This is a genomic window from Haemophilus sp. HMSC061E01, assembly GCF_001810345.1.
Taxonomy (GTDB): Bacteria; Pseudomonadota; Gammaproteobacteria; order Enterobacterales; family Pasteurellaceae; genus Haemophilus_D.
In genome coordinates, this window is sequence record NZ_KV801003.1 from 85,528 (window position 1) to 98,939 (window position 13,412).

15 protein-coding genes and 1 pseudogene are annotated in these 13,412 nt (G+C 39.4%); 8 read left to right on the forward strand and 8 right to left on the reverse strand.

Annotation, left to right across the window (positions count from 1 at the left end; all coding sequences use genetic code 11):
* Together HMPREF2732_RS09760 and pdxH are read left to right on the forward strand one after the other, a co-directional pair.
* A pseudogene (locus HMPREF2732_RS09760) lies at positions 1-202 on the forward strand (ABC transporter substrate-binding protein); the annotation flags it as partial.
* Positions 203-268: 66 nt separating this feature from the next.
* Positions 269-901, forward strand: a complete 633-nt coding sequence (gene pdxH, locus HMPREF2732_RS03080; protein ID WP_054420125.1) for a pyridoxamine 5'-phosphate oxidase — start codon at positions 269-271, stop codon at positions 899-901.
* A gap of 74 nt (positions 902-975) precedes the next feature.
* On the opposite strand, the gene HMPREF2732_RS03085 is transcribed toward pdxH, so the two are convergent.
* From HMPREF2732_RS03085 to HMPREF2732_RS03095, 3 genes are read right to left on the reverse strand one after another with little or no spacing between them, the layout of a single operon-like run.
* A complete protein-coding gene (locus tag HMPREF2732_RS03085; protein WP_070591038.1) occupies positions 976-2,082 on the reverse strand; it encodes a Gfo/Idh/MocA family protein in 1,107 nt (368 codons plus the stop codon).
* A gap of 10 nt (positions 2,083-2,092) precedes the next feature.
* A complete protein-coding gene (locus tag HMPREF2732_RS03090) occupies positions 2,093-3,166 on the reverse strand; it encodes a Gfo/Idh/MocA family protein (RefSeq protein ID WP_049366666.1) in 1,074 nt (357 codons plus the stop codon).
* Positions 3,156-3,866 (reverse strand): FadR/GntR family transcriptional regulator, encoded by a 711-nt coding sequence (locus tag HMPREF2732_RS03095; RefSeq protein ID WP_049366665.1) that lies wholly within the window; start codon positions 3,864-3,866, stop codon positions 3,156-3,158. The genes HMPREF2732_RS03090 and HMPREF2732_RS03095 overlap by 11 nt, the downstream gene beginning before the upstream one ends.
* Before the next feature lie 173 nt (positions 3,867-4,039).
* On the opposite strand from HMPREF2732_RS03095, the gene HMPREF2732_RS03100 reads away from it, so the two are divergent.
* Both HMPREF2732_RS03100 and HMPREF2732_RS03105 read left to right on the forward strand, forming a co-directional pair.
* Positions 4,040-5,266, forward strand: coding sequence for an MFS transporter (locus HMPREF2732_RS03100; RefSeq protein ID WP_049366664.1), 1,227 nt, complete (start codon positions 4,040-4,042; stop codon positions 5,264-5,266).
* Positions 5,267-5,421: 155 nt separating this feature from the next.
* On the forward strand, positions 5,422-6,807 hold the full coding sequence (locus HMPREF2732_RS03105; RefSeq protein WP_070591041.1) for an SLC13 family permease: 1,386 nt from the start codon (positions 5,422-5,424) through the stop codon (positions 6,805-6,807).
* Between the two features lie 70 nt (positions 6,808-6,877).
* Here HMPREF2732_RS03105 and HMPREF2732_RS03110 read toward each other — a convergent pair whose 3' ends face one another.
* The 5 genes from HMPREF2732_RS03110 to HMPREF2732_RS03130 form a co-directional block, all read right to left on the reverse strand.
* Entirely contained in the window at positions 6,878-7,969 is a 1,092-nt protein-coding gene (locus tag HMPREF2732_RS03110; RefSeq protein ID WP_070591044.1) for an extracellular solute-binding protein, read from the reverse strand.
* Positions 7,970-7,988: 19 nt separating this feature from the next.
* Positions 7,989-8,840, reverse strand: a complete 852-nt coding sequence (locus HMPREF2732_RS03115; RefSeq protein ID WP_070591047.1) for an ABC transporter permease — start codon at positions 8,838-8,840, stop codon at positions 7,989-7,991.
* Positions 8,837-9,706: an ABC transporter permease gene (locus HMPREF2732_RS03120; protein WP_070591050.1), complete on the reverse strand. Its 870-nt coding sequence runs from the start codon at positions 9,704-9,706 to the stop codon at positions 8,837-8,839. The genes HMPREF2732_RS03115 and HMPREF2732_RS03120 overlap by 4 nt, the downstream gene beginning before the upstream one ends.
* Positions 9,703-10,773 (reverse strand): ABC transporter ATP-binding protein, encoded by a 1,071-nt coding sequence (locus HMPREF2732_RS03125; RefSeq protein WP_070591055.1) that lies wholly within the window; start codon positions 10,771-10,773, stop codon positions 9,703-9,705. Before HMPREF2732_RS03125 ends, HMPREF2732_RS03120 begins: the two co-directional genes overlap by 4 nt.
* 139 nt (positions 10,774-10,912) lie before the next feature.
* The gene (locus tag HMPREF2732_RS03130; RefSeq protein WP_005699194.1) at positions 10,913-11,134 is read right to left on the reverse strand and encodes a SlyX family protein; all 222 of its coding nucleotides are present in this window, start codon (positions 11,132-11,134) and stop codon (positions 10,913-10,915) included.
* Positions 11,135-11,228: 94 nt separating this feature from the next.
* Here HMPREF2732_RS03130 and fkpA point away from each other — a divergent pair, with 94 nt between their 5' ends.
* The 4 genes from fkpA to tusC are packed head-to-tail and all read left to right on the forward strand — an operon-like array spanning position 11,229 to position 13,412.
* Positions 11,229-11,951, forward strand: a complete 723-nt coding sequence (fkpA, locus tag HMPREF2732_RS03135) for an FKBP-type peptidyl-prolyl cis-trans isomerase (protein WP_070591058.1) — start codon at positions 11,229-11,231, stop codon at positions 11,949-11,951.
* A 59-nt stretch (positions 11,952-12,010) separates the two neighbouring features.
* Positions 12,011-12,676: a helix-turn-helix transcriptional regulator gene (locus HMPREF2732_RS03140; RefSeq protein ID WP_081000843.1), complete on the forward strand. Its 666-nt coding sequence runs from the start codon at positions 12,011-12,013 to the stop codon at positions 12,674-12,676.
* Positions 12,676-13,056 carry a sulfurtransferase complex subunit TusD gene (gene tusD / locus HMPREF2732_RS03145; protein ID WP_070591061.1) on the forward strand — a complete coding sequence of 127 codons (381 nt, stop codon included), beginning with the start codon at positions 12,676-12,678 and terminating at the stop codon, positions 13,054-13,056. The genes HMPREF2732_RS03140 and tusD overlap by 1 nt, the downstream gene beginning before the upstream one ends.
* Positions 13,053-13,412, forward strand: a complete 360-nt coding sequence (gene tusC / locus HMPREF2732_RS03150) for a sulfurtransferase complex subunit TusC (RefSeq protein WP_070591065.1) — start codon at positions 13,053-13,055, stop codon at positions 13,410-13,412. The genes tusD and tusC overlap by 4 nt, the downstream gene beginning before the upstream one ends.

The window sequence follows — 13,412 nt, forward strand, 5'->3', positions numbered from 1 at the left end:
AGATAAAGCGATTGGCTTAACCAATAAAGATGAGCGTGCGGCACTTTATAAAAAAGCACAAGTGATTTTCCATGAGCAAGCGCCATGGATTCCAGTTGCACACTCTGTTGGTTTCGCACCACTTAGCCCTCGCGTAAAAGGCTACGTACAAAGCCCATTTGGCTATGATGCGTTTTATGGCGTGAGTGTTGATGGTAAATAATTAACGGACTATACTAGCCCTTGCAGTTGCAAGGGCTTTTTGTTTTCAAGCAAAAGGAGAAAGAAAATGGACTTACATGATATTCGTGAGGATTATTGCAAACAGGCGCTTTCTCAGCATGATTGCGATCCCAATCCAATAAAACAATTTGAAAAATGGCTCAACGAAGCGATTACGGCTAAAGTCAATGAGCCGACAGGTGTTAATGTTGCGACAGTCAATGAAGACGGTCGACCAACAAGTCGAATGGTACTGTTAAAAGAAGTGAACGAACAAGGCTTTGTCTTTTTCACGAATTATCACAGCCGAAAAGGTCGTGCCATAGAACATAATCCTTTCGTTGCCCTGACATTCTTTTGGCCTGAATTAGAACGCTCTGTGCGTATTGAGGGCAAAGCCGAAAAAATCTCGCCTGAACAATCAGATGAATACTTTGCAACTCGCCCTTATACTAGCCGAATCGGTGCTTGGGCCAGCGAGCAAAGTGCGGTCATTTCTAGCCACAAATCTTTATTAGCGAAAGCCGCATTGATTGCAGCAAAACACCCATTGAATGTGCCTCGTCCACCACATTGGGGCGGTTATCTTGTGATTCCTGATCGCATCGAATTCTGGCAAGGGCGCCCAAGCCGCTTACATGACAGAATTTGTTATTTATTCAATGATGGAAAATGGGAAAGAGAGCGGTTATCGCCGTAAGTTTCTTCAAAAATATGTAAAAAACAACTGCACTTTGATTTTTCAACCAAAGTGCGGTTAATTTTTACGTTATTTTATTTGCCGATGATTTCTGCTAAATCAACTTTGCGGTTTTCGTAACGAGAACGGGTACACGCATCAGCAGTGGCGATAGCAGCACGGGCAGCTTCACCAGTGAGTAATTTTACAAATTCCTCAGTTGGTTCCATGCCATGCAGAATGTCGTTTAAATAACGCATTTCTTTTTTCATGATAGAACTCAACCAGAGTGGTGTGCGTTTGCCTGGTTTACCGTATTGAATCGCACCGTCCATTTCTGTGCTGTTGTAAATACGGGTACGGTCATCATCTTCTTCTTGGGTTTCGTGAATGAGGAAATAGGTGTCTTTTCCATCTACACGAAGGGTGCCTTTGGTATTGTACATATCCAGTTTGATCGCGCCTTTTTCACCTTGAATTAATACATAATGTTCCCCCCAACGGAAAGCGGAACCCCATTCTAGAACAGCGAAGCGATTATCATCGTATTCCATGGTGACAAAAATCATATCATCTTCATCACCAAATTTTTCGCCTTTGTGTGCAACATTCGCGGCTGCCATGGTGACGGTTTTTGGCATACCACCCATAATGAATTGTACGCAGTCTAATTCGTGAATATGGTGGTATAAGTGACCGCCAGATTTTTCACGGATTTTTTTCCATGAAATGGTTGGTTGTTGTTCTTCCCAGCCATTACGTGCAGTATGACAATAAAGCACTTTACCAATCACACCTTGATTGATTAATTCTTTGGCATGGTGAACACCGTTAAAGAAGTTCATCACATGGCCAGCCATAAAGGTGACGCCATTTTCTTCGCAAGCACGCACCATGTCATCACAATCTTGATAACTTAAGGCGATTGGTTTTTCACAGAAAACGTGTTTTTTGTTTTTTGCTGCAAGGATGACTGGTTCTTTGTGTAAGTAGTTCGGGGTGGCGACAATAACACAATCCACATCAGGTGACATAACTAATTCATCTAAGGATTTTGCCGCTACGCAATGTAATTCTTGAGCAATGGTTTCACCATTTTCAGGGTCATATACTACGGTAATTTGTGCATCATCAAATTCATTCATGAAACGGGCTAAATCTGCACCAAAATAGCCAACGCCAACAACACCATATCGCATCATAATAAACTCCTTATTTTTTCACTGAGATTTGTTTTTCCGTTACCATGGATTGCTTCGCTGCTTCTGCAACTTCGATGGCTTCAGTTAAACATAGACTTAATGGACTGGTTTTTCCTTGCGTTAAGTGCTCCACCACACTTTGTACTTCGATTTCAGCGGCTCGGCTTAACCAAAGTTGGCAAGGTGCGTGGGTGACATTATATTGCTGTGTGCCTTTTGCACTTTCGCGTAAAGATAAATCAGCCTCAAATTCATCAAATAAATCAACGTGTTCTATTTTTCCATCTAGATAATTAAATGTGACACTTGAGGTAAAGAAATTGACTTCAATCACACCATTTTCACCATGAATTTGAATGCCCCATTGGTGTAACCGATAAGCGGTGCCCATTTCGAGCGAACCTAACACGCCATTTTCAAAACGTAATAACATCTGCAAAACATCGCGACTATCTGGCGTATCGTGATGAGCTTGATTAGCCGCTTGAGCAAAGACCGCCTCAATATCGCCTAGTAACCAACAGAGTAAATCCAGCTCATGAATGAGGTGGAAAAGCTCACCGCCCGTAAGATTGGCATCTAATTTCCACCATTCTTTGTTTGGTAGGTTTTCAATCCAACGTTGGCGCATAGCTCGTGCGACCGTAATTCTGCCTAATTTTCCTTGTTCTAAAGCCGCTTTGACTTTCAACATGCCTGGTAACGTACGTTCCAAATGGCCCACAAAAATGAATTTGCCTTTTTCTTCGGCAAGACGGCGTAAATGTTGGCCTTGGGAAGAACTTAAGGTAAAAGGTGTTTCAATAAAGACATGACAGCCAGCATTTAACGCTAAGATCGCTGGGGAATAATGAGCATAGTTTGGTGTGGCGATAACAACTAAATCAGGTTTGGTTTCAGCCAACATTTCTTCCACACTAAAAAAGGCTTGGCTGCCATATTGGTCGGCGAGTTTTTGTGCAAGAGAAGGATTGATATCTGTCACTGCAATTAAGTTTGCTTGAGCTTTATCAAATGCTGAAGCCAACTGAACGCCAAAAAAGCCGCAGCCGATTAAGGCAATGTTTAATCCATTAGTTTGCATCATGCCCTCCTTGTTGTAAGCGTTGGCGAATACTTTGGAAATATTGCAAAATCGCGCGTTGCATGCGTACCAAATCATGCGCTTCTACCGCATCAATTAATTCGCGATGCTGCATGGCTGATTTTTCAGGCGAAAGTGTTGGTGGCGGTAAGCCTTTTTCCACTTGTTGATAAATTTGCCAAAACGCATCTAAATATTGAATCAGTAACGGGTTATTTAATGGTTCATAAAGTTTTAAATGAATGTGGTATTCATCTTTAGGCGAAAATTTTTGCTCACGAGCATTTTTTTCCATGTTTGCCACTGATTTTTGCAAAAGTGCGGTCTGTTCTTGGCTAATTTTTCCCAACACCATCGGAGCAAAACCGTATTCCAAAATTTCCCGAATATCCAAAATATTAATCAGCTGATTATGATCATTATGCAAATTCAGTTGGGTGTGAAAGCTTAATCCACGAATCATGGGTACAAGAGATGATTCACTCACAAAGGTGCCGACGCCATGGCGAATGTCTAAAATGTATAGCGCCTCTAAAGATTTAATGGCCTCACGCAAACTGGAACGGCTCACTCCGAGCTGTTCAATCAGCTCATTTTCTGTTGGCATTAAATCGCCGGATTTAAGATTTTGTTTGATGATGAGCGATTTGATTTTATCCTGCAAAACGAGACTTGCTTCTTTTTTACTTGTTTTTTTCATTTCTGTTCTCATTTTCTAATCTATTTTCTGAATTTGTGATCCAGCTCTCATTCTCTCTAATTGACATAGGACATCATACGTCTTATCTTTATTTATGCAAGCAGAAATTAGCAGTGATTTTAAATTCTGTGATCTATACCACAAAATTCTCAAATACAAGGAAGGAGGTTGTTATGGCAACATCATTACCATGGTATAAAGAAGTCAGTCCTACGCAAAAAAAAGCGTTATTTGCGGCTTGGTTAGGTTATGTTTTTGATGGCTTCGATTATATGCTTATCACTTATGTGCTTTTGGATATTCAAAAAGAATTCGCCATGAGCACAACGGAAACATCTACATTATTACTTGCAGCGTTCGTCGCACGTCCATTAGGTGGGGCGATTTTTGGTAGTTTTGCCGATAAATATGGTCGTCGTTTGGCGATGATTGTTTCCATTATCACGTATTCCGTTGGCACATTCTTGTGCGGTTTATCCACCAGTTATATTTGGCTTTTCATCTTCCGTATGATTATCGGCATGGGGATGGCGGGTGAATATGCGTGTTCTTCCTCCTATGCCATTGAAAGTTGGCCACAACATTTACGTACAAAAGCCAGTGCATTCTTAGTGAGTGGCTTTTCTATCGGTAATATTCTTGCTTCTCAAGTGATTCCTTGGGTTGCACAAGCTTATGGTTGGCGTATGGCTTTCTTCATTGGTTTAGCACCAGTCGCTTTAGTGCTCTACGTTCGTCGCCATGCACCTGAAAGTGAAGAATGGGCGCAAGCAAAAGCGGCGGGTAAAGTGAATAAAGTTCCACTTACTGACCTATTCACTAAAAAACAATTACCAATTACCTTAATTATTTTCTTAGTTTGTTATTCAATTTTTTCCGTAAACTGGCCGGTAGTAGGCTTGCTTCCACTTTACCTCAAAGAAAACGGCTATGCTGAGAATGTTAAATCACTGATGTTCTGGGCAGGCTTTGGTATCCTCATCGGTACCTTAATTGCAGGCTTTATCGGGGACAAATTGGGTGAGAAGAAAACCTTTGTATATAGCTTATTGTTATCACTTTTCTTCCTCTTCCCAGTATTCTATTTGCCAGAAAATAATGTATTAGCGCTTGGTGCGTTGCTCTTCTTCTTACTTGCAACTAACTTAGGGATTGCCGGTTTAGTGCCAAAATATATGGCGACGTTCTTCCCAGCTGAAATGCGAAGCACAGGTATTGGTTTCATCTATAACTTCGCAGCGATCGGTGGTGGGGTGTCTCCAGTGATTGCCGCGGCCCTTAGCGAAAGAGTGGGACTTGGTTCAGCCCTTGTGTATGTCACCTTATTCTGGACAATTGTCCTTGTTGCTCTCGTTGGATTAAGATTGCCAGAACGAATTCAAGCTCGTATGCAACAATAAAAAACGAAAGCAAAACAGACCGCACTTTTAGGTGCGGTTTGTTGTTTATACAAAAATAGTTTGAAGCGTGTCACAAATTTGTTAAAAATATGTTTCAATTTTTTCGGTTAAATGCTAATTAATAATCTCCCCTATCGTTTTATAGGAGATTGTATATGCAAACTCAACAAACCTTTCTCTCTAAATATAAAAGTCTCATTATTCTTGCCTTAGACTTTGTCTTCATGTTGGTGTTAATCAAAATACTGCCATTTTCTGCTCAAGAGAATCGCGGGCTAGCCTTGCTGATTTTCATTGGTATATTATGGTTAACGGAAGCCTTTAATATTACCGTAACATCCCTGATGGTACCTGTTTTGGCCATAGGATTAGGCTTGATTAATACACAAAAAGCCCTTGCGCCATTCTCTACGCCAATTATTTATATGTTCTTTGGGGGATTTGTGGTGGCTGCGGTGTTACAAATTCAGAATCTAGACAAGATTATTGCGAATTACATTATTCGTTTAGCCAAGGGAAACTTAAAACTTTCTATCACCTATCTGTTTACCGTAACGACATTCCTTTCTATGTGGATTAACAACACCGCTGTGGCAGCCATGATGTTACCGCTCACCATGGGGATGTTAAAAGGTATCAATGCAGAGAAAAATCATCGGTTGTACGCCTTCGTATTATTAGGCATGGCATTTAGTGCCAGTATTGGTGGCATTGGTACCTTGGTGGGAAGTGCTCCGAATGCGATTTTGGCATCTCAAATTCAAGTGACCTTCACGGAATGGCTAGGCTACGGTTTCCCGGTGATGGTATTGCTTGTGCCTTCAATGATTTTTTCTTTATGGGTGATTTTACGTCCAGACTTTTCTGTGGATTTTAATCCATCACTTGAGAAAGTCAGTTTTAACCGAAAAAATATCATTACTTTGCTGATCTTTATCGGCATGGCAATTATGTTGCTTTTCAGCTCTCTCTTAAACCCATGGATTAGTGCTTTCCTTGAATTACCGAAAAAAATCGAAAACTTTGATACGGTAATTGCGCTATGCGTTGTGATCTTTATTTGTATTTCAGGCGTGGCGACTTGGAAAGAAATTCAAGAGCGTGTTGAATGGGGCGTGCTCGTTTTATTTGGTGGTGGTTTGACACTCAGCATTGTGATGAAAGATTCGGGTGCCAGTAAGATTATGGCGGATAGCATCGTTCAGTTTGTACAAACCAAACCACTTTGGGTACTTTGCTTTGTGATAACTGCATTTATTATTTTCTTAACAGAATTCACATCGAATACCGCCAGTGCTGCATTGATTATGCCAATTGTGATTTCAGTGGCACAATCTATGAATTTACCGCCTATCGCTTTAGCAGCGATTATTGCTTGTGGGGCAAGTTGTGCATTTATGTTGCCAATCGCTACACCGCCAAATGCTATCGTGTTTGCAACCGGAAATGTGAAACAACTTGATATGGCGAAAGTCGGTTTGATTCTAAACCTATTCTGTATTGCCATCATCGGCAGCATGACTTATTTTGTTTGGTTGTAAATGTGGTTAAAATTGACCGCACTTTATTAGCCTATAAAAGTAAACCGCACGTTAAAGTGCGGTTTATTGTTTATCTCGAAATAACCTCTTTTGTGAAGGCTTCCATTTCGGCTTTACGCCATGGTGTTGAGAAGAAAATAGTATCTTTCAAGCCAGATTCACTATTGAGTGGACGAACACCGAATTCTTGGTTTAATTTCTGTTGTACTTCAGGTGAGGTAATCCAATGTACGAAAACAAGTGATGCGGCTGGGTTCGGTGCATTTTTTGCTACGGTTACAACATTACCACCACCAGGCATCCCAAATTTTGGTACATAGAATTTTAAGCGGTCAGTAATCGCACCTTGTTTTTGCAAACTGAACAAGTGGTCTTGCCATGCGGAGACAATTACTAACTCACCGTCGTTTAAACGGGTTAAACTATCAGCATTCGAAGCGGTACGGATTAGCGCATCTTTTTTACTGCTGAACCAATCCCAGGTTTTCTTCCAATTAGCAATTTGTGCTTCATCGATTTTATCGGTACGATAATCATAATCACCATTGATGTACACTAAAGCTCGTTGAATGAAGGCATTACCCGAGCTACCACCATTTGGGTCAGAATAGCCGAATTTTTTGGGATTTTTATCAATATAGCTTTCCATATCAGCCCAAGATTGTGGCAATTCCTCTTCTTTAATTCGCATAGGATCATAAGCTAGACCAGTTTGATTACCCCAGTAACCTACAGCTACATCGCCTAATTCAACACCTTGTAAGTGGTGATTTAATTTATCGAAATTTGGTAAGTTATTGAGTTTTACAAGAATGTCATTTTTCGCTACGTTGCCTAAACGGTCAGCATTTAACACAACCACGTCCATTTTGCCGGTTTCTAGATTTTTTTCAGCGATCAGTTTATTGATATTACCGTCCAAGGTGCCTTCAGGTACTTTGACTTTAATACCGTATTGATTTTCAAATTCTTTGACAAAATTACGGAATTGCGGCTGCAAATACCAAACGCTAACTGTCAATTTTCCTTCTTTTTTGGCAAGTTCTTCGATTTCACTCCAAGATTTACCACTTAAGTCAGTAGAAGCCGAGGCGAAAGTACTAACGGCTAAGGCTGCAGCGGTAAGACCAATGGATAGAAGTTTACGGATATTTTTTTGCATAAGATGCTCCTTGTGAAAATTATGCTTTTCCTGTGGATTGAGAGAGATAATTCCCTTTCAACAATTTTTCGATAATCATCATCAAAATAATGTTTGGTACCAACAAAATAATCGATACAACGGCCGCATTAGGACGAATAAAAGAATAACCGAGGAAAGAATATAAAATGGTTGGCACGGTAATAAAGTCTGGTGAGCCGATAACGAAAGCGATAGCAAACTCTTCAATACTTTTTACTAAACAGAAAATAATTGACGCTAAAAAACTTGGTTTTAACATCGGCATATACACGTCTTTGAAAACGGTAAATTTAGATGCACCTAAGTCACGGCTGGCATCAATAAGATCTTGCGGAACAGAAGAAAAGCCCGCAGATAAAATCCGAATAGCATAAGGTAACGTGAGTACAACATGCCCAATAACAATGCCGATGAATGGATTATTAATATTTAAATCCAATAACATACGGCTAAAGAATAGGGCAATAATCATGCCTGGAATAACCAATGGAATCAGTGTTAATAATTCTGCTAATTTTTTACCTCTAAACTCCATACGTCCAAATGCATAAGCTGTTGGGAGAGAGAGTAAAATAGTGATCAGTGAAACCGTAGGCGCAATGGTATAGCTATTAAACATTGCTTCAGGTAAAGAGGTGGTTTCCCATACAATTTTCCAACGCTCAAAAGATAATGATTGAGGGAAAATATCTGGATAACTCCACGGTTTAGCGGGATCTACCAATGACCATAAACTTGCCATTAAAAAGGGTAAGAACAACCAAATAAAATTAGCAAGAATAAAGAAAGTTAAGGAAATACGTGCGATTAATCGACCATTTTTCGTTGTGATTTGTACGGAACTACTCATTTGACTTCTCCACGTTTGATGGCTAATGGTTTAATCAATAATGACACGAGGATGGTGAAGAAGGCTGAGGTCAGCATAATCGTTAATGCCATGACCGCACTTTGATTCCACTCTTCAAATTCATAGGCAGACATTTGCATTAAACGTGCTAAAGAATAGGTACTACGAGGACCAGCAATACTATAAAAGGCGAAATCACCGAGTGCGCCGATAAATATTAAAATAAAGGAAACTTGTACCGCACCTAAGGTTAGTGGGAAGATAACATAACGAAAACGTTGCCAAGGACTCGAACCTAAATTAGCTGCCGCATCTAATAAATCAGTTTTCAGTGAATTGACCGCTCCACCAATAAGAATTAAAGCAAAAGGAATGTTTTTCCACATTTGTAAAATCACTACCCCCCAACCAAATTCATCATTTTGTAGGGTTTTCGGTTCGTCCCAAATACCTAAATAAACAAATACCTCATTAAGAATACCGTGGTAAGAAATCATATTGACGAACAAGAAGGCTGCAACTAATCCTGGTACCAACATAGGTGCCCGCAAGATGGTTATAATTGTTACCTTGGCTGGTAATTTTTTACGTAACCACATGGCAATGGGATAAGCCACAACGATGGATAAAATCGCCCCTAATAAAGACACTTTTACGGAATAAATATACGAATTTTGGAATACAGGACTATTTAATACGGCTTGCCAATACTCCAAACTAAATCGGCTTTCTTCCCCGCCCATACTGTATAAACCAAGGCTTTGAGAGACCACAATGTAGAACGTGGACCCCATTAAAAATAGGATCGTCCCTAAACCACTGCATAGTAATAACCATGCTTTTACATCATTTTTGAGACTTTTCATTTTACGGACTCCAAGAATTTAATCGCATGGCGGGGAACCGTAAAGGTGAGTTTATCGCTCAAATTCGGGCATTTTGTTAGTTGTAGACGTAATTTTTTCTCTTCATCATTACGTTTAATGATGCCTTGCACTTCCGTGATATTGCCCATAAAAGCGGTATTGATGATATCTACTGTAATTTGGTTTTCCGCTTCCGTTTGTGCGTTTGGTAACAATTCAATGTCTTCTGGTCGAAAGCAAATATAAATTTGTTCTGATTCCGGTTTTTTCTCAGAAAATACGGTGAAATCACCAAAAATAGAACTAACAGAATAAAGGTTATCACCGATGTTTTTCACATTAGCTTCCGTGATATTGGCAATGCCAATAAAATCTGCCACAAAACGGTTTTTAGGATGATGATAAATATCTTGGGGAGAGCCAATTTGCTCAATAGAGCCCTTATTTAACACTATGATTTTATCTGACATAGTTAGGGCTTCTGCCTGATCATGAGTTACATAAATACTCGTCAAATTATATTGTTTTGAGAGTTGCTTAATTTCAAAACGTACACTTTCGCGTAATTTAGCATCTAAATTAGAAAGCGGTTCATCAAATAAAATCACATCTGGACGAGTGACCATGGCTCTGGCTAATGCGACACGTTGCTGTTGACCTCCAGAAAGCTCATTGGGTAATTTCAATTTATGAAATTCTAAATCCATTTGTTTCAATGCGAGATTTAAACGCTGTTTTTGTTCTTCAATATCAATTTTACGTTGCTTTAAACCATAGCAAATATTGTGAGAAACGTTGAGGTGAGGGAAAAGGGCATAGGATTGGAAACACATGGCTGTATTGCGTTTTTCTGGAGGAACATTGTTAACATTTTTTCCTCCGATAAGGATTTCACCTTCATCAGCCACATGAAATCCAGCGATTAATTTTAATAAGGAAGTTTTACCACAGCCGCTTGGTCCTAATAAGGTGACAAACTCGCCTTCTTCAGCGGTAAAAGTAATATTATTTGCTGCGTAAAAGTCACCAAATTTTTTTGTAATATTTTTTATTTCTAACTTTGCCATTTTTACATCCTCTATTTGGCTTACAACTATAGAGGTAACCATAAAAACACTTAGTTATTTTTTCAATAAAATAAAAATATTTTTCATGAATTTGTGATGAAGATCACGCATTTAGCTAAAAATATAGTTTTATTACATTTTAATAATGCGGAGGCGGTGTTTCTTCTGCTTGGCTGGCAATATTAGAAGGTTGCATATCTTTTAATTTGCCGGCGAGATAGCGGAGTTGAAGTTGAATTTTATCCATATCAAACTGTTGTTGAACTAATGCTTGGTTGAGTTCGTCTAAAAGTTGTTCTTGAAACGCAATTTTCATTTCAAGTTCAGCGATGCGATCTTCTAAAATTTGTTGATTTTGCATAAAATTTCTCTAATTTTTAAAAAAATGTTGTGAATTTGGTCAATCCGATTTAACCTATTCGCTATTCCGTTTCTATTATAAAGGATCAAGCAAAATGTTGAAAATTCAAAAGCTTTCTCTTGCTGCACTTATGGTAAGTGCGGTCGTTTCAGGTTCTGTTTTTGCAGAAGATAAAGCAGCGCCAAGCGCAAGTGATGCGTCTTATGCTGTGGGTGCATTAATGGGTAACCAAGTAAAAGATTTAGTGGATGCTCAAAAAGAAGTAATTCAATACGACAATGCGCGTATTTTAGATGGCTTAAAAGATGCATTAGAAGGTAAAGTTGATGTTCGTAAAGACGAAAAAATTCAACAAACCTTAGATGGTATTCAAGAGCAATTAGTGTCTGCAGCGAAAGCAAAAGTAGAACAACAAGCGAAAGCTGCAAAAGAAGAAGGTGATAAATACCGCGCTGAATTTGCGAAAAAAGATGGCGTAAAAAGCACTAAAGATGGCTTACTTTACAAAATCACTGAAGCGGGTAAAGGTGATGCGATTAAAGCAACAGATACTGTGAAAGTACATTACACCGGTAAATTACCAGATGGTAAAGTATTTGATAGCTCTGTTGAACGTGGTCAACCGGTTGAGTTTAAATTAAACCAAGTGATTAAAGGTTGGACTGAAGGTCTTCAGTTAGTGAAGAAAGGCGGTAAAATCGAATTAGTGATTCCACCTGAATTAGCTTATGGCAAACAAGGTGCAGGCGATTCAATTCCACCTGATGCAACGCTTTACTTCGACGTTGAAGTATTAGACGTTAATCCTAAAAAATAGTCCTTAATTCAACCGCACTTTGTCCAAAGTGCGGTCATTTTCCCTACCAGATTTGAAAAATGATACTAACCGATAGACAACCTTTCACCGATGAAGATCGTGCTATTCTGATTTCCTATAAAGCAGTAGTTGATGGCGTGAGCGCATTGATTGGCGAGCATTGTGAAATTGTCTTACATTCTTTGGAAGATATTGAGCATTCTGCGATTTGTATTGCCAACGGGCATAATACCAATCGCCAAGTGGGTTCACCGATTACGGATTTAGCCCTGAAATCCTTGCGTAATATGCAAAGTGAGAGTGTGTCTAAGCCTTATTTCACGCGCGCGAAAGGTAATGTGTTGATGAAGTCTGTGACCATCGCTATTCGAAATGGCAAACAACGCATTATTGGTTTACTTTGTATCAATATTAATTTAGATGTGCCGGTTTCTCAATTTATGCAGGCCTTTATGCCAACGCAGGAACAAAATGAAACCTCTTCCGTCAATTTTGCAAGTTCAGTGGAAGAATTGGTGGCACAAACGGTAGAAAAAACCATTGAAGAAGTGAATGCAGATCGCTCGGTTTCGAATAATAATAAGAACCGTCAGATTGTGATTTCACTTTACGAAAAAGGCATTTTTGATATTAAAGATGCGATCAATTTAGTGGCTGATCGCCTCGCGATTTCTCGCCACACCGTGTATTTGTATATTCGTCAAATCAAACAAGAGCAAGAGTAATGAACTATGTTCTCGCCGTGAAAAGTCCCGTTTATGGAAAACAAGGGGCTTTTCTTGCCTATCAATTTGCCCAAGCTTTACTCGAAAAAGGGCATGCCATTAGCCAAATTTTCTTTTTCCAAGACGGTGTGAGTAATGGCAATGGCTTGGTTTATCCTGCCAATGATGAATTTAATCTCACGCAAGCTTGGCAAGCCTTTTCAACCCAGCATCGTATTCCTTTGCATTTATGTGTAGCCGCTTCACAACGTCGTGGCGTAGTGGATGCGCTTACGGCAAAAGAGACTGATAAAACTAATCTGGCAGAAGGTTTTGAGATTACAGGCTTAGGCGAGTTTATGGCGATGGCATTAAAAGCAGATCGGGTGGTGACATTATGAAGCTAGCATTCTTATTTCGTACCGCACCGCATGGAAACGCGATTTCTCGTGAAGGTTTAGATGCTTTGCTTGCTGCGACAGCATTTTGTGATGAAGAGGACATCGGTGTTTTTTTTATCGATGATGGCGTATTAAATTTACTTGATGGGCAAAATCCTGAGTTATTGTTACAAAAAGATTTTATTCGTACCTTTAAATTATTAGATTTATACGATATTGAACAGCGCTTTGTCTGTGCCACTTCACTCGACCAATACCATTTGCAAACAGAACAACTCATTATTTCTGCTGAAAAAATTGACCGCACTTTGCTGATCAATAAACTTAGCCAAGCAGAAAAAGTGTTTACGTTTTAA